At 41.8% G+C, this 16,430-nt stretch carries 15 protein-coding genes; 7 read left to right on the top strand and 8 right to left on the bottom strand.

The window, feature by feature from the left end; genetic code table 11:
* Positions 1 to 34: 34 nt before the first annotated feature.
* The gene (locus BLR65_RS15475; RefSeq protein ID WP_093795091.1) at positions 35 to 1,219 is read left to right on the top strand and encodes a CdaR family transcriptional regulator; all 1,185 of its coding nucleotides are present in this window, start codon (positions 35 to 37) and stop codon (positions 1,217 to 1,219) included.
* Positions 1,220 to 1,280: 61 nt separating this feature from the next.
* A complete protein-coding gene (locus tag BLR65_RS15470) occupies positions 1,281 to 2,558 on the top strand; it encodes an ArsB/NhaD family transporter (RefSeq protein WP_093795090.1) in 1,278 nt (425 codons plus the stop codon).
* Positions 2,559 to 2,608: 50 nt separating this feature from the next.
* Here the strand turns inward: BLR65_RS15470 and BLR65_RS15465 are convergent, their stop codons facing one another.
* Positions 2,609 to 3,322 carry a L,D-transpeptidase family protein gene (locus tag BLR65_RS15465; RefSeq protein WP_093795089.1) on the bottom strand — a complete coding sequence of 238 codons (714 nt, stop codon included), beginning with the start codon at positions 3,320 to 3,322 and terminating at the stop codon, positions 2,609 to 2,611.
* An 81-nt stretch (positions 3,323 to 3,403) separates the two neighbouring features.
* Here BLR65_RS15465 and BLR65_RS15460 point away from each other — a divergent pair, with 81 nt between their 5' ends.
* The 3 genes from BLR65_RS15460 (at position 3,404) to BLR65_RS15450 (ending at position 6,106) form a co-directional block, all read left to right on the top strand.
* Positions 3,404 to 3,685, top strand: coding sequence for an L-asparaginase family protein (locus tag BLR65_RS15460; protein ID WP_342741394.1), 282 nt, complete (start codon positions 3,404 to 3,406; stop codon positions 3,683 to 3,685).
* 298 nt (positions 3,686 to 3,983) lie between these two features.
* On the top strand, positions 3,984 to 5,297 hold the full coding sequence (locus tag BLR65_RS15455; RefSeq protein ID WP_245692820.1) for a sensor histidine kinase: 1,314 nt from the start codon (positions 3,984 to 3,986) through the stop codon (positions 5,295 to 5,297).
* Positions 5,298 to 5,419: 122 nt separating this feature from the next.
* The gene (locus tag BLR65_RS15450) at positions 5,420 to 6,106 is read left to right on the top strand and encodes a response regulator transcription factor (protein ID WP_093795088.1); all 687 of its coding nucleotides are present in this window, start codon (positions 5,420 to 5,422) and stop codon (positions 6,104 to 6,106) included.
* A gap of 133 nt (positions 6,107 to 6,239) precedes the next feature.
* Here the strand turns inward: BLR65_RS15450 and BLR65_RS15445 are convergent, their stop codons facing one another.
* The 4 genes from BLR65_RS15445 to BLR65_RS15430 form a co-directional block, all read right to left on the bottom strand.
* Complete coding sequence (locus BLR65_RS15445) at positions 6,240 to 9,380, bottom strand: efflux RND transporter permease subunit (protein WP_093795087.1); 3,141 nt, start codon at positions 9,378 to 9,380, stop codon at positions 6,240 to 6,242.
* A gap of 12 nt (positions 9,381 to 9,392) precedes the next feature.
* A complete protein-coding gene (locus BLR65_RS15440; RefSeq protein ID WP_373657742.1) occupies positions 9,393 to 10,532 on the bottom strand; it encodes an efflux RND transporter periplasmic adaptor subunit in 1,140 nt (379 codons plus the stop codon).
* A gap of 417 nt (positions 10,533 to 10,949) precedes the next feature.
* On the bottom strand, positions 10,950 to 11,393 hold the full coding sequence (locus BLR65_RS15435; RefSeq protein WP_169716954.1) for a MarR family winged helix-turn-helix transcriptional regulator: 444 nt from the start codon (positions 11,391 to 11,393) through the stop codon (positions 10,950 to 10,952).
* Positions 11,394 to 11,734: 341 nt separating this feature from the next.
* Positions 11,735 to 12,844 carry a PIN domain-containing protein gene (locus BLR65_RS15430; RefSeq protein WP_093795084.1) on the bottom strand — a complete coding sequence of 370 codons (1,110 nt, stop codon included), beginning with the start codon at positions 12,842 to 12,844 and terminating at the stop codon, positions 11,735 to 11,737.
* A 142-nt stretch (positions 12,845 to 12,986) separates the two neighbouring features.
* Between BLR65_RS15430 and BLR65_RS15425 the strand changes: the two genes are divergently transcribed.
* Positions 12,987 to 13,559 (top strand): HAD family hydrolase, encoded by a 573-nt coding sequence (locus BLR65_RS15425; protein ID WP_093795083.1) that lies wholly within the window; start codon positions 12,987 to 12,989, stop codon positions 13,557 to 13,559.
* Positions 13,544 to 14,335: a hypothetical protein gene (locus BLR65_RS15420; protein WP_093795082.1), complete on the top strand. Its 792-nt coding sequence runs from the start codon at positions 13,544 to 13,546 to the stop codon at positions 14,333 to 14,335. The genes BLR65_RS15425 and BLR65_RS15420 overlap by 16 nt, the downstream gene beginning before the upstream one ends.
* Before the next feature lie 336 nt (positions 14,336 to 14,671).
* Here BLR65_RS15420 and BLR65_RS15415 read toward each other — a convergent pair whose 3' ends face one another.
* The 3 genes from BLR65_RS15415 to BLR65_RS15405 all read right to left on the bottom strand — a co-directional run.
* Positions 14,672 to 15,778 (bottom strand): DegT/DnrJ/EryC1/StrS family aminotransferase, encoded by a 1,107-nt coding sequence (locus BLR65_RS15415; protein WP_093795081.1) that lies wholly within the window; start codon positions 15,776 to 15,778, stop codon positions 14,672 to 14,674.
* Between the two features lies 1 nt (position 15,779).
* Entirely contained in the window at positions 15,780 to 16,199 is a 420-nt protein-coding gene (locus tag BLR65_RS15410) for a sugar 3,4-ketoisomerase (protein WP_093795080.1), read from the bottom strand.
* A gap of 13 nt (positions 16,200 to 16,212) precedes the next feature.
* Positions 16,213 to 16,430, bottom strand: a 218-nt coding sequence (locus BLR65_RS15405; RefSeq protein ID WP_218130640.1) for a hypothetical protein, incomplete at its 5' end; no start/stop codon positions are given.

Here is a 16,430-nt window from a genome sequence, read left to right as displayed (position 1 = left end):
GAAACATTATATTTGTAGGAGTTGACGATTTAAGTTGATTATCTCAAAAGAGTTTGCGCAGAAAGTCGTTGATCATCTTATGGGTATTGTCCAACATAATGTCAATATTATGGACTGCAGCGGTATAATCATAGCTTCCGGGCAATTTGACCGGATAAATACATTTCATCAAGGCGGCAAACTAGCAGTAGATGAGCAAGACGTTGTAGAAATATATACTGATGATGTCCACAATTTTTGCGGTGCGCTGCCCGGAGTCATGTGGCCGATTAATCTCAAAGAAAAGATTGTTGGCGTAGTTGGTGTGACAGGCGAGCCGCCCGAAGTGCGCAATACCGCTAAATTAGTTAAGACTGTCACTGAATTGTTCTTGGAACGTGAGATGTTTCTTGCCGATTATCGCTTAGAAAATTGGATGAAGGAGCAGTTAGTACATGTACTGTTTGCCAACAATGCAGATACAGCCACTGACTTGGCCGCCATGGCGGATATGGTCCACTACCGGCTTGATTTGCCGCGAGTTGTAATACTGTTTAATTTGGAACCGAAGATTAACGACTTTGCAACTAACAGTCTGCAAAATTTAGTTTCAGACCGGATGCGCGAAAGTGTTCTGAAGCTTATTCAAGAAGCCGACTCTTTCCACATCAATGACTTTAGCCTATTTTATAAAAAAAATCTGTGTATCTTAAAATCTGCGACGGACTCCGGCAGTGCAGGAAAAATAAAGAGTTTTACAACCAGTACAATTAAACGCTTGCAGTTAATACACCACGAGTTAAATGTGCGCGTAGGAATCGGTAGTATGACGGCAAAACCGACTGAGATTTCGCACTCCTACCATGAAGCGTTGTTTGCTTTGAGCTATCAAAGCCCAAATACCATTCGTTCAATTAGCGAATACAATATATTGGCAAACTATTTGTTTGAACATTCGTGTTTAGGCTACGACTGTCTCGCACTGAGAGAATTAAAATCCAGGTTCGAAGCTATGGGGACAAAATATGACATGCAGCAAACTCTGCAATGTCTCCTCGACAATAATTTAAATGTCTCGCTTACTGCCGGTAAATTGTATATACACAGGAATACTTTGAAGTTTCGGCTTGATAAGCTAAAAGAATTTGTAGGCTTAGAACCATGTCACTATTTTTATCACGCCATTTTATGTAAAGCAATTTTGAATATGAGTAAAATAAATAGCAACCTGAACATCTGACAATGTAAATTTTATCGGAATAAAATCTTTGTTGAATACAATATTAGGAGGCGCACTTACCTTGCATGATCTTGCATTCTGGGGCTCGGTTCTTGTATTTCTGGCTACTTACGCTCTAATTATCTCGGAAAAAATCCATCGGATGGTAGTCGCGACAGCCGGGGGCATGCTGATGCTGCTGTTGGGTTTTTTGACCCAGGAAACTGCCATCAAAGACAATATTGATTTTAATACGCTCGGACTGTTAATCGGTATGATGATTCTGGTTGCCATTACACGCCGTACCGGCGTTTTTGAAGCCGTGGCCATCTGGGCTGCCAGGATCACCCGTGGTCAACCGCTGTGGCTGCTGGCACTGTTAGCCTTTATAACCGCCTTAGCCTCAGCCTTTTTGGACAATGTCACCACCGTTTTATTAATCGTACCGGTGACACTAACGTTGACCGATAAACTGCGGGTTAACCCCACCCCGTTTCTTATTGCCGAAATTATCGCTTCCAATATCGGCGGCACCGCCACTTTGATTGGCGATCCTCCCAATATTATGATCGGTAGTGCGGTCGGCCTTGACTTTAACGCATTCTTAGCAAACCTAACTCCCGTTATTCTGGTCATTTTGCTGGCAACCATTGCCCTGATGCTCCTGACTTACCGTAAAGATTTGCAGGTGGACGACCAAAACCGGCAAGCCATCCTGCAACTTAATTTCAAAGATGAAATTAAAGACTGGCAGCTATTAAAAAAATCACTAGTTGTGCTTGGCATTACCATCGTCGGCTTCATCTTCCACGGTATGCTGAATTTGGAATCAGCAACGATCGCCTTTACAGGGGCCGTTCTGCTTATGTTAGTCAGCCGGGAAGAACCTGAAGATGTTTTGCTGCACGTTGAATGGCCTACGATTTTTTTCTTTGTCGGATTATTCGTGCTGGTAGGCGGTTTGAAGGCCACAGGTGTAATTGGTGCATTAGCTCACTGGACCCTTACCGTAACTCACGGCGATTTACTGCAAACAACTTTGATTATCTTATGGGTATCGGCAATAGCCTCCGCGTTCATTGATAATATTCCTTTCGTAGCAACAATGATTCCCCTTATCCTGGAAATGGGGCAACTTTCCGGCATGAATTTAGAGCCTATATGGTGGTCGCTATCTCTCGGCGCCTGCCTCGGCGGCAACGGTACACTCATTGGCGCCTCCGCCAATGTAATCGTGGCCGGAATTGCCGAAAAAAACGGCATTCCGCTCACATTCAACTATTATTTGAAGATTGCTTTCCCGCTGATGCTTGTATCAATCATTATTGCTCACATTTATCTCTACCTGCGGTATTTCTAGTCCTGCTAAAGGCTCTCACCGGCATGATGCCAATGGGAGCCTTCTACATTTCACAATCTGAGCAATTCTAAGGTTTTTTTATCAGTTATCCCGGATTCCGGCAGCCTGTTATCCCGCTGAAAAGCCCGCAATGCTGCTTCCGTCTCTTTGCCGAAAGTTCCTTTGGCCCGCTCCTGATAATACCCCAACGCTACTAATCTAAGCTGCAGCACAATAACATCGGGGCCTTGGGTTCCCCGGCGCAGCACCCTGTCTATCCTTGGTTTCGGTCCAATAATATCAACAGGAGTGCCAACCGGCACCCATTCATACAGTTCTTCCGAATCCTGATTGCGTAAACGAATACAGCCATGGCTGGCAAAACTGCCGATTGACCACGGCGCACTTGTTCCATGTATGCCATAACTTCCCCATGGCACATCAAGCCCCATCCAGCGAGTGCCCATCACCTCCCTGGGACTCCAGCCTTTATACACAATATTCCATTCCCCAATCGGTGTTGGCGTCGCCTGTTTGCCAACAGCTACCCGGTATCGTTTGAATAGTTTCCCATCGTCATAGAGTTCCAGTACCCGGTCGGAGATCCTAATAAGGATACGCATTTCACCTTGGGGTGCTTTGCTCGGCTGAGTCAGTGAATAGTTCAGAACAGCGGCATCCATATATTCAAACAGCCAAATGCCGCCAAACACAGCAAATAAAGCAGCAAGAATAAAACTAAACCTGGTTTTCGCCCGCTTGGAATTTAAGTCACAAAATCGCATTTTTCTTTACTCCTGTTCCGTATTTGCTACTATAATCCTATTAGCCCGCACCGATATCAATGCATATAAAAATGAAACTTTATAACCATATACCAGATTGTTCACGCCGGCACAGGCAACGGCAGTATTGGCAAGGCCGAATACCCTGCCATTGAAGCTGCTCAGAAAAAAGGCGTTGTTATTGTAAGAAGCGCCCGTGTTGGCAATGGCATAGTCGCTCGCAACGGCGAGGCAAACGATGATCAATACAATTTTGTCGCTGGCGATAACCTTAATCCGCAAAAGGCTCGTATTCTCTTAATGCTGGCCTTAACCAAAACCACTGATCCACAAAAAATCCAAAAAATGTTCTGGGAATACTAAAATAAATAAACAAAGCCCACTTTCAAGCCTGCTAGCGAGAAAAGTGGGCTTTCACTTATATTTCGCACCTAATCATTGAAACATTGTTCAGGAAGGCAGCCGGAAAAAATGAACACTCTTCTTGGCTAAGGTTGGCAACCTTCCATTCTTCCTTTATAATGTAAAATGAGATATTTTATTAACTATTATTGCTAATTTACTAGTCAAAACCAATAAAATTCTAACATTTATTTGAAAAAATAAATATATATCCAAGGATGGGTACTTTTCACACGGTTGTGAATTAAGGAGTCAATCTATGTTTCAACAGCTGCGCCTTAAACTTACTTTAATTAACGTAGCCATCATGCTAGCCCTTTTCTTTTTGCTAATTTGTGGTACCTATTTTTTCTTAAGCATCAACATCAACAATCGTACGGAGTCTATGTCACTGCGAATTGCCACTGAGGTTCAAACCGGTCTAATTAGTGATTTTCCCCCACGGCCTCGTGACTTTGCCAAAAGGCTCGATAACCCTCCGCCTCCTCCCCCTCCCCCGCCTGAACCACCGTCTAAGCTGCCGGTAATACTCCCCCCGTTAAAATTTGGGTTTTTCTTTGTTAAAACCTCACCAGAGGGCACCATTACCTTTGAGTCTTCCAACCAGCCACTTGATGCGGACTCGCTGGCAACACTGAGTGAGTACGCTTTACTTCTGAACGATAACTATGGCACTCTTACTTTGGAGGATACAGATTATTCGTATCTAAAGGCCCCGTTGGATAATCCGTCTGGATGGGTCATTGTTTTTTGTGATTTAACTTTTGAAAAGACTGTGCTGCGTCTTACACTGACAATCCTCCTGACAGTCGGTATCTTCTGTGCGGTTCTCTCCTTTGGGACCAGTTTTTATTTAGCTAATCGCGCGATGATTCCAATAAAAAAAGCCTGGCAGCAGCAGCAGGATTTCATTTCCGACATTTCGCATGAATTACGCACTCCACTGACCGTTATTCAAACCAATCTGGATATTGTCAATGAGAGCCGGGACGAAACGGTAGCCAGTCAAAGCAAGTGGCTGGATAACATCCAGGAAGAAAGCCTCTGCATGCGAAACCTTGTAAATTCTCTGCTGTTTTTAGCCAGGGTCGATTCCAAACGGCAGCCACTTAACAAACAACATTTTTGCTTAGACTCCGCATTACGACAGGCTTTAGCTCCATTCGAGGCAGTAATCCAGCAAAAAAATTTGTGTCTTACAGTGCAGTCCACTCCCGCTATCGAAGTCTACGGTGATGAGTCTCAGCTTAAACAGGTAATTGTTATCTTGCTGGATAACGCCTGTCGCCATACCTCACCTGGCGGTACAATTTCAGTCAGTTTGCTACAAGCAGGTAATAAAGCTGAGATAAATGTTACCGACTCTGGTGAGGGTATCGCGCCTGAACACTTGGAAAGAATTTTTGACCGTTTTTACCAAGTGGATAAGTCTAGGAATAAAGGAGGCTCGGGCTTGGGTCTGGCTATTGCCAAATGGATTACCGAAAGTCACGGCGGCTCAATTGCCGTAAGCAGTATGCCTGATATAGGATCAACCTTTACTGTTAATCTTCCCATTCATTCCACTGTTTAATTTTTTTTAAATAAATATTGGAATTAAATAAATTTCCAACAGTTCTCTGTCATAATTGTTAATATAATATCCATGGATGGAAAATTTTTCACAAGGTTGTGGTTTTAAAAAGGGTGTAGTAAATGAAACTACTGCTCGTAGAGGATGAAGGCAAATTAGTCGAATCATTATCTCACTTACTCAGAAAGAACGGCTTTGTAGTGGATACCGCGCTTGACGGGCAAGCGGGCTTGGAAATGGCCTGTACCGGGGTTTATGACATTATTGTATTAGACCGCATGCTGCCCTACCAGGATGGTGTTTCTTTACTAAAAGAATTTCGCAGCTTAGGTCATGATACGCCTGTTATCTTTTTAACCGCCAAAGATTCCCCCGAAGACCGGGCTGAAGGTCTGGACGCCGGTGCTGACGATTATCTCGTTAAACCTTTCTTCTCAGTGGAGCTATTAGCAAGGCTCAAAGCCCTGACCCGGCGCCGTGGCAAGACGTTATCGGAGACAGTGCTAACGGCCGATGATTTAATTTTAAACCCACTACGCTGTCAAGTCATCAAAGGCAATGAAGTTATCCAGTTAACCTTAAAAGAATCTCAGTTGTTGGAGTTATTAATTCGCAACTATGGTCATGTAGTAACCAAGGAACAAATTATTCAAAAAGTATGGGGATATTTTTCTGAAGCTGAATTTACTACAGTCAATCTCTATATTCATTACTTACGCAAAAAGCTCAAGCTATCTAACCTAAAAACTGTCTGGGGAGTAGGCTATTATTTACATAAGGAGAAAGATACTTCTTTGGCTGCTAACTAAAGCTGCTTTTTCAAAAAGGCTAGTCACCAAATCAGCAGTTATAAATTGCAAAAAGACTACCAAAACCTAATCTTTCCGGTTGGGTTTGGTAGTCTTTTTTTAGTTTTCTTATATTCCCTATTTGACCGTACTTTTAGATTTTACTGCTCTTTCCTTTACCTAATAAATTGATTTTTTCCGTAATCTTTTCTACTACCACAAAAAGCACTGGGATTAAGAAAATTCCTAGTGTAGTAGCGGTAAACATACCACCTACAACAGCCGTACCCATAGAATTTCTGGCACCGGCGCCGGCACCAGTGGCTACCGCTAGTGGAATACAGCCAATAATGAAGGCTAAGGATGTCATGATAATGGGCCGCAAACGGAGTTTCGCGGCTTCAATCGCAGCTTCAACCGGATTCATCCCCTTGTCAACCCTGACTTTGGCAAACTCAACGATTAATATCGCGTTTTTCGCAGCCAATCCAATCAGCATAATTAGCCCGATTTGCATATAAACACTATTTTCTAAGTCACATACATATTGAAACAGGAAAGCCCCAAACACACCAGTTGGCACGGAAAGCAATACCGCGAACGGGACGCTCCAGCTTTCGTACAGAGCAGCCAAACATAGAAAGACAAATACAATTGCCATCCCGAAGGCAATTGCCGTACGCGAACCGGCGAGTTTTTCCTCGCGACTCTGCCCCGACCATTCATAGGTATAGCCATTAGATAAAGTTTGCTGCGCCACTTCTTCCAGGGCGGTCATAGCCTGTCCGGAACTGTATCCGGCCGCTTGTGTGCCATTGATTTGAACCGCTTTTACGCCATTAAACCTGGTAATAATCGTTGGTGCATTAATCTGCTTGGGTTTAAGGAGTGTGTTTAACGGCACCATTGCATTATTGGCGCTTTTTACATAAAGAAACCGGGTTGCATTTACATCACCACGAAATGTATTTTCGGCCTGCACGGTAACCTTGTAAGAACGACCAAACTTATTAAAATCATTTACCTGCGTACCACCAAGGAATACCTGCAACGCCGTAAATACATCATCAACCGCCACGCCCAGTTGTTCAGCCTTCTCCCTGTCTACCTCAAATTCATAGCTCGGCGTATTAGCTTTAAAAGTTGACGAAATCGAAGCAATCTCCGGACGCTCTTTGGCGGCCGCCACGAATTTTTGGGCCATGCTGTCCAAATCATTCAGTGAGCCACCACTTCGATCTTGCAGCATCAGAGTAAAACCGCCTACCATTCCCAATCCCGGTAAGCTAGGTGGGGTAAAGGCAATGACTGTACCTTCCGGAAATTGGGCGCCGCTCGCAAAAGTCTGGCCAATTGCAGCCTTTAGCTGCAATTCAGGTTTTTGGCGCTTATCCCAAGAATCCATGGAAACAAACATCGCGCCGGCATTTGTCTTGGTGCCGCCCCCCATGATATCCATACCGGATAACGACATAATATTTTTAACGCCGGGCTGTGCACTGACTTTTTCGGTAAATTGGCGCATGACCTCAATCGTCCTATTCAAACTGGATGCTTCCGGCAACGTAATCGATGTTATATAAAAGCCCTGGTCTTCATCAGGCACAAAGGATGAAGGCACCAGTTTGTATATTCCTCCGGTCAAAATAAGCAACACCACAAGCAGAACCAGGCACAAGCGGGCTTTAGGAATTAGTTTGCCTAATCCCTTGCCATAGCGGGCCAAATTTCTTTCAAACCAATTATTAAATTGGCCAAAAAAACGAGCTAATACGCCCTTATGTTCCTGTTCTTCATCGGGCTTAAGCAAAAGCACGCACAAGGCCGGCGTAAGTGACAAAGCTACAATGGCTGACAGGGCCATCGATACCACAATGGTTAAAGCAAATTGCTTATATAAAATCCCGGTAGTACCACTTAGAAATGCAACCGGAATAAATACTGACGCCAACACAAAGGCAATCGCAACAACCGGGCCGGAAACTTCGCTCATAGCCCGTTTAGTGGCCGCTAGGGGGGAAAGACCGGAATAGCGCATATGATGTTCGACCGCTTCAATAACAACAATGGCATCATCAACAACCAGCCCGATGGCCAGCACCAGCGCAAACAGGGTAAGAGTATTGATCGTAAATCCTAAAACACTAAAGGCGCCAAAAGTACCCAAAAGCGATACGGGAATTGCCAGCAAAGGAATTAAAGTAGCCCGCCAGCTTTGCAGGAACACAAAAACCACGATGACAACCAGCAACAGTGCTTCGGCAAAAGTTTTAACGACTTCCAGCATGGATTCGCGTACGAATTCGGTATTATCGACAACAACTTTATACTCCATATCACCGGGAAAATTCTTGGATGATTTTTCCAGTACGGCTTTTACGTTACTGATGGTCTCTAAAGCATTGGCATCACTGGTCAACTTAATGGCAAAGCCGGCAGCCACATGGCCGTTCATCAAGCTGTCAAAATTATATTCTTTGCTGCCAAGTTCCACCCGGGCAATATCTTTAATCCGGACAAAGGAACCGTCTGATTGCGAACGGACAATGATATTTTCAAACTCTTTTTCATCCGTGAGACGACCTTTTACTTTGGCCGTATACTGGAATTGCTGATCAGACGCCGCCGGCATTTTACCAAATGCCCCCGCAGCCGCCTGGACATTTTGCTTTTCAATCGCGGAAGTCACTTCATCGACTGAAATCCCGAGTTGTGCCATCTTTTCCGGCTGCAGCCAAATCCGCATACTGTAATCTGAGCCAAATGCATCTACCTCGCCAACACCTTTTACCCGTTTGATATCATCAATCAGATAAATAGTTCCATAGTTTTTTAAAAAATTGGCATTATAGCTGTCACTTGGCGACCAAAGGGTAAAAATCATGGACATATCTTGCGAGGCTTTGCGGGTGGTAACTCCGGTTGTTTGCACCGTACCAGGCAACGAAGCATTAGCCTGAGAAACCCTGTTTTGTGTTTGTACAGATGCCGTATCGGAATTTTTCTCGGTTTCAAACTGTACGTTCAGTGAATAAGAACCTGAGTCCGTACTGGTGGAGGACATATAAACCATATCTTCAACCCCGTTTACCTGTTCCTCAATAACCTGGGCAACTGTTTGATCAACAACATCCGCGTTCGCTCCCTGATAGGTAGTAGAGACCGAAATTGTTGGCGGCGAAATTTGCGGATACTGCGCAACCGGCAGAGTAAAGGCAGCCGTTGTGCCCAATAGGGTAATAATAATGGATAACACGATGGCAAACACAGGGCGGTTAATAAAAAAATTAGCCATAGCTAGCGCCCCCTATTGCCTGGCCGGAGTCTGTTCATCCGGCTGTACCATGGTTACTTGCAGATCGTTTCCCTGTTTTACCTTGTCAATTCCCTCGACCACAATCCGGTCCGTAGTGCTAAGTCCATCTTCTACCAACCACATATCGCCAATACGCTCTCCCAGCTTTACCTGCCTGCTTTCTGCTTTATTATCATCGGTTACGACAAAAACGAACGTATTATCTAATACCTGCTTTACCGCCTTCTGGGGGATCAGCAAAGCTCCCGGCCGCACAGTTTCCTGCACAACTACCCGGGCAAACATCCCCGGCAGCAAAAATCTTTGTGGATTATCAAAACTAGCCTTGATGGTAATCGTGCCGGTCGTATCATTTATTCCTTTGTCAATTTGCTCTACATGCCCAATAAGCGAATATTCCTTGCCGTCACTGAGAACCAATTTTAAGTGATCTTTGAAAGACTCCGGCAGTGTACCATTGCCGCTTCGAATAAATGTTAAATATTCATTTTCACTCATGCTAAACTGTACCCAGATAGGGTCAATCGAAGATACAGTAGCCATTGTAGTGGAACCGGCCACCACATAATAACCAAGACTTACATCATTCACGTCAATCCGGCCGTCAACCGGTGAAATAATTAGCGTATCCTGCTCAGCTTCCATGGCTTGCTGCAAATTGGCCTGATTAGCTTCTACTTCTGCTTCCTCCTCTTCAGCCTTAGCTATGTATGAGTCTAGCGTCTGCCGGGCAATCCCGTCTACTGCCGCTAATTTTTGATAGCGCGCAACATCCATCCGGGTATTGTTTAGCGTTGCTTGCGATTTATTCAACGTGGCCCTGGCTGAATTAACTGCTGACCGGTATTGCTTATTATCTATGCGAAACAACGGTTGTCCCTTGTAAACGTTATCACCGCCATTAACCATTTTTTCCACAATATTGCCGGAAATTTTGGACATGACTTTTATTTCACTTTTTGCTCTTACCTGTCCCACAAATTCACTATTGACCGGCGTATCGCGCGTTATTACCTGCATCGCCTTCACCGCTACAGCCTGAGCCATAGCCGGCTGAGTTTTAGACAATATTCCGCTGCGGGCAACAACCACTCCCAGCGCAATAACTATCAAAAATAATCCTATGTACAATTTTTTTGAACCTCTGCTACTCAATTGCCATTCCTCCTGCTTAAAATCTTATTTCAGGGTAATTGCCTATTTCAAATTACCAGCATGAAAATCAATGGGTTTGCGACAAGGGATCGCAAAAACCATGATATCTAATAAATGTTAATTTTATATTATAGTTATTTTTAAATTAAAGTATATTACTGTATATAATTAACTAATATTAACTATACGCATATATTATCTTTTTACTATTCTACTGTCAACGAAAATTTGGCGACATCCTTTTGCATTACAGTTGCCGGCACTAATCTACTGCGCCCCAGACCCAAATCAAATCCACTACAAATAAAAAAATGCAAACCCTACAATTTTGCAGAACTTGCACTTAGCAACACCGTACATCTATCTTCATTTTTGCGTGGATTAATTCTTCTGTCAGGGGAGTCCCTTAATTACCTCAAACATCCGGCTTGCACTTTCCTTTATTCTTGTCAACTGTTTATCATCCAAAATTTTGAGTTTTTCATTCACTACCTCGACAGCTTCTGCTTTAATGCAATCTACTAACGTTAAGCCGGCCTCGGTAAGCTTGATTTTAATAATTCGTCTATCGGCAGCGTCATATTCCCGCTGAACAAGGCCCTGAGTCACTAATTTGTCGATAATACGTGTCATTTGTGTTTTGGGCATCCGTGTTTCTTTGGCCATCATTGTCATTGTGGCGATCTTTTCCTCCTTAAGGGTATCCAGCACATGCACTTGCAACGGGCTGACATCTAATTTAGATTCCTGCATCACATGCCTCATAACTTTTTTTTGAAGTTGAAACACCAGTTGAAGTATATCCCCAGCAACCTCTTTTCTTTCATTATTATCCAAAATAAGTTCCTCCCCCTTGGCATTATTATATTGCATCTGTATATTGTTGATAATTATAAACTATATATAATATATTACTTTATATTTTTGTTAATATTCAGTATTTGATGATAGTTTAGCACGAAGGCAGCATAAAGTCCATATACCATGAACTTGTATCTGAACCAAAAAGAAAAGTTTATATGGTAAACCTAAAGTAAAGCCAAAAAACAACAGCCCGGGAATTGCAAAAATCCGGACTGCTGCCTCCTATCAGATATTTAACTTAAGATTATTCCAATAATAAAATGAGATAATGATAAAAATAGGCCATACCATCATTAACCGGGATTTACACCGTATTACCGTTTCGTTTTTATCCTTGATGATTTGCTATCTGGTTTCACATTATTATTAAGCCTAGACTTAATCCTAGGTTTAGGTGGTCTTGGTTTCATACCTGCAGGTGGTTGATTTTGTATATTAGGTGGAATTGTAACTTTTGTTGGTTTCTCAGGCTTATTATCCGCATGTGGCGGCATAGGCTTATGGGATTTATCTTTTGACGGAGCTGGCTTCACTGGTTGAACAGCGGGTTTTATATCCGCTACTGGCTCGCTGCTCTTTATTGGTGTACTGTCAATTTTTAGGGCAGGTGGTTTCATATGGGTAACGTTTAATGAGAATGCTTTTTCCGCCAGGTTTGCATCTTTTGTTACAAGAATTACCCGGGTATGCGGATTTGTTTTTACCATTTCAAAGTAAGCTGCAATTATGCTATCATAGTGGTCATTCAGATTTAGCCAGGGTAGTGTTTTTTCTATTTGCAAATTACCAGCAAACTGAATGCTATTTTTCTCATTAATTTTTACGCCGTCTAAAAGATTTCCGCGTTTTGTATAATCTAGTATTTTATTTTTAATTTCATCATTTGCAGGCGCTTTATCAAGCTCATTTGCTATTATCGGCAATAATAATATTTTAAATTTTTCTATTCCCTCAAATGTCCATTTCTCAAACTCCGGATTAGCAAGCAAAGTGCGGCTGTCGGGAATCATTATACAGTAATCTTCCGTCACTTCGTATGCTGATGATACTAAATCAAACAATAAATCCATTGATTTCACCGCATAATTAAGCTGTTCATCTTTATCCATTTTAAAAAGAAATCCATTCTGTTCAATGAGGTTCTGTACCGTTTGAATTGAAACATTCAAATTACGTTGCTGAGTACTCGCCATATCAGTTGTCAAAAATCGAATCCATTTTATTAAATGGGCATAATGGCCGCGTAATTGGTTTTGAATCTCTCGCCCATTATCGTTCAACACTTCCCATTGATAGTCGCCAGCCCCTGACACTACTATCTTTGAGTAGTTCCAGCGGACAATATTGGAAAACTCCATGAACTTATTCATTAGCTTCTTTATGTTTACTATTTCTTCATTAACATAATGGACTATAGCCTGCATATTATTACGCTCCCTTTATCTTTGCTTTACCCGTTCATTGCACCATAGTATGAATTCTATTCCATTTCAATGATCTGTCTTAAATTATAACCAGGTAATATTTAATCTTTGTTTACTATTTCAAATGCAGTAGGTGTGTTATATGAAAGTAATAGCTGTTGATATCGACAACGTTTTGAACAATTTTTCAGATACCTTAGCCCAGTCTACGTTTATATTCAAAGATTCATACGGCATATCGCAGGAAAAATTTTCTCACTATCTTAAGTTGGTAAAGCGCGATGATTTTGCTGAAAGCAAATTTTTAACGAATAAGTTTTCTGATTTTCGACATCGCATTCACGAAGAATGTTATCCGCTCGCACAAGCCAATGCGGATGGCGTAAAATTTATGAACTGGTTAAAAGCGAATGATTGGAAAGTAGTTATTTGCACAAAACGAAATTTGCGTTTAGCAGGAGAATGTACGAAAAAATGGCTGTATGAAAACCAGATTCCCTATGATTACCTAGTTATGGCCCTTAATAAAATTGTTTTTTGTAAGTTATGGGATGTGCCCTATTTAATTGATGATGATCTATTAAATATTACCTATGGTGAGCACTATGGCATCCAGGTCTTTTACCCGATTATGACCAAGCATAGTTCAATTGTTTACCAAACGGCAAAAGGGTTTACCCAATTTGAGGAGATTAAACAATGGATACAAGAGTAGAATTATTATCTGCATTCTATCAAGCTATGTGCGAAGATAAAGTGAAACTGGAAACTAAAAATTATGGATTTGAGTTTGTCAAAGATCTGACGGCTGGAGGGGAAACGCTAGATTATGTACAGATGGAAAACCATTTTATCCACAAATACAGGCTATTAAATGTCCCAGGGCACCGTAGACAAAGTCTGTTGCAAGGACATGTAAACCAAGACTATAATGTCTGCTTATACTTCAATGAAACAGCCAATAACACACTATGTTTCAATATAGACAATAACTATAAGAAAAATAATAACGAAATCATACCGGAAATAGAGCTTGCCGTCGACTATCTACAACAGCATCTCGGAACATATGGCATGGAAGCCGTCAGTGTTAAGAGTGGTCGCGGCTATCACGTGTGGTTGCGTTTTGAACGGCCAATTGCCAATCAGTTGTTATTAGACTTTATGATCCAAATCTCGGCCCGAACGCTGGCTTCTTTGCATTTCAATCATTATGATTACCATGCCATCAAGATTAACATGAATCCCAACCCGCGCTTTGTGAAAAATATCTCGCTGCGGGCCTTCGGTTCAAAACATATTAAAACCGGTAGCTTCTCACATATTAAGACAACAGACGGGATACTATTAAATGAGGAGGATTCGTGGAAGTATTTTGAACATTATATGACTAATAAAACGGTTTCGGAACGGCAGTTTGGGTTGGTGTATGATGAGTTGGTAAAAACTGTCCCGAATGCGTCACGCCAGGACAGAGGAACAGGAACATAAGAAAACAATTTCTCTCGGATTTTACGCAAAATCTTATACTTAGCGTCGAGTAATATTGTAAAAAAGTGAATTCAACGTTGCGGTGATTGGGATATGTTTTTGAACCATTTATACTTTTCGAAGATCGCTACACAGGTTAATTGGCCCTTAAAAGTGTGATTCCCCAGCCAGGACAGAAGCATTCACGCTAACGCGCGCATACTTCCGTCTTGTCTAGGGATTAGATTTAACAAGGGGCAATGAACGAATTTGCTTAAAAAGCCACTATTTCTTGCCACAAAGAAACCCGAATTACACAAAATTATCTGCTGACCTTGATAACCTTGGAGGTTTTGCTTATGACTTATTACATAACACTTTTAATTGACTGCAAATATAGTTAATCTCTTGTTCAGTAAGATGAGGCCCCATAGGTAAGCTAAGTACTTCATCAGCCAATTGCTCTGTTATTGGAAAACATCCCTTTTGTAATCCCATTTCAGAGTAAGCACCTGATAAATGAGGAGGAATAGGATAATGAATTAAACTTCCAACCCCCGTTTGCGCAAAATGCTCCTGCACCAAACTACGTATTTTTGTTCTCACTACATACAAATGCCAAACATGACGATTTCCATCTGCTACGATTGGCAATACCAAATCCGTATCCTTCAATTGCCGAAAATAGCAAGCTTCAACTTTTCTGCGTCTTTCATTCCATGAGTCTAAATATCTAAGTTTTACTCTCAAAAAGGCCGCTTGCAGTTCATCTATCCGCGAATTATGACCTTTAACTCCATGATCATATTTTATTTTAGCTCCATAATTTCTCAACAGCCGCACTTTCTCAGCAATTTTATCATCATTTGTCGTAATCGCACCAGCATCTCCCATGGCACCGAAATTTTTTCCCGGATAAAAACTAAATCCTGCTGCGTGGGCGAGACCCCCGACCTTTTTGCCGCCATATTCGGCACCATGAGCTTGAGCAGCATCTTCCAAAACCTTTAGATTATAATTTTGGGCAACAGTCATGATTTTTTGCATATTAGCAGCCTGCCCATATAAATGAACAGGAATAATCGCCTTAGTTCTTTTGGTCACAGCAGTTGCAATTTTATCAGGATTAATATTGAATGTATGTTCATCTGGTTCGACCGGAACCGGTACAGCACCAGCATAAGACACTGCTAGCCAAGTAGCTATATAAGTATTAGCAGGTACAATTACTTCGTCACCTGCACCAATGTTCCATGCTCTTAGTACCAAATGCAATGCTTCCAGTCCGTTACCTACACCAATACAATGTTTTACTCCACAATATGCTGCAAACTCTTGTTCAAACTGCTCTAATTCTTTTCCAAGTAAATACCGGCCAGAATTCATTACTCGCGTATAAGCAGCATCTAATTCATTCTTCAATTCCTGATAGGGTGCTTTTAAATCTAAGAATGGTATATTCATGCTAAATGTGCCACTCCTTTACTGCATTGCGGAACTCTCTATAATCCCGAAAATAATCACTTTCATCATAATGCTCTGATGCTAAGACCATGCAGACCGCTCCAGTGGAAAAGTTGACTATTTCACGCCATACCATATTTGTTAAATATAAACCGTAATAACTTCGGTTTAGACTAAACGTTTTCTTATTATACCCGTCATCCAGAATGACATCAAAACTACCTGACATTGCAACAATTAATTGCTGCAACTCTTTATGCGCATGGCCTCCACGTGTTTCGCCACCCGGTATATCATATAAATAGTAAACACGTCTTATTTCAAATGGTATATGCTGTGCACCTTCGATAAAGCTTAAATTTCCTCGCGGATCTGTAATTTTAGGCAAATCAATAATACAGCAATCATGTAAACCACTCATGATTATCACCTACTTAAATATCTAAACTATAAAAATCATGAACCACTGCTCTAGCACCGAAACCTTCTTTTTGCGCAATAAGACCAGTATTCAAAAAACGACCTTGTTTTTCATTTGAAATGCCAAAATCAAAATAGATTTTATCTTTATATACTTCGGTAACAAGGTAATGAATCACCAAATCTAAAGCACCGGTAGAACGTCCTTCTTCTGAATTAGCCAAATATTGAG

This window comes from Sporomusa acidovorans (assembly GCF_900101845.1).
GTDB lineage: Bacteria > Bacillota > Negativicutes > Sporomusales > Sporomusaceae > Sporomusa > Sporomusa acidovorans.
Note: the sequence above shows the minus strand (reverse complement) of the source record. Positions and strands in the feature narration are given on the sequence as shown.

Coding starts and splice junctions, on each gene's coding strand:
- BLR65_RS15465 (WP_093795089.1), bottom strand. CDS start 3,322: ATGCGATTTTGTGACTTAAATTCCAAGCGGGCGAAAACCAGGTTTAGT.
- BLR65_RS15455 (WP_245692820.1), top strand. CDS start 3,984: ATGTTTCAACAGCTGCGCCTTAAACTTACTTTAATTAACGTAGCCATC.
- BLR65_RS15450 (WP_093795088.1), top strand. CDS start 5,420: ATGAAACTACTGCTCGTAGAGGATGAAGGCAAATTAGTCGAATCATTA.
- BLR65_RS15445 (WP_093795087.1), bottom strand. CDS start 9,380: ATGGCTAATTTTTTTATTAACCGCCCTGTGTTTGCCATCGTGTTATCC.
- BLR65_RS15430 (WP_093795084.1), bottom strand. CDS start 12,844: ATGCAGGCTATAGTCCATTATGTTAATGAAGAAATAGTAAACATAAAG.
- BLR65_RS15425 (WP_093795083.1), top strand. CDS start 12,987: ATGAAAGTAATAGCTGTTGATATCGACAACGTTTTGAACAATTTTTCA.
- BLR65_RS15420 (WP_093795082.1), top strand. CDS start 13,544: ATGGATACAAGAGTAGAATTATTATCTGCATTCTATCAAGCTATGTGC.
- BLR65_RS15415 (WP_093795081.1), bottom strand. CDS start 15,778: ATGAATATACCATTCTTAGATTTAAAAGCACCCTATCAGGAATTGAAG.
- BLR65_RS15410 (WP_093795080.1), bottom strand. CDS start 16,199: ATGAGTGGTTTACATGATTGCTGTATTATTGATTTGCCTAAAATTACA.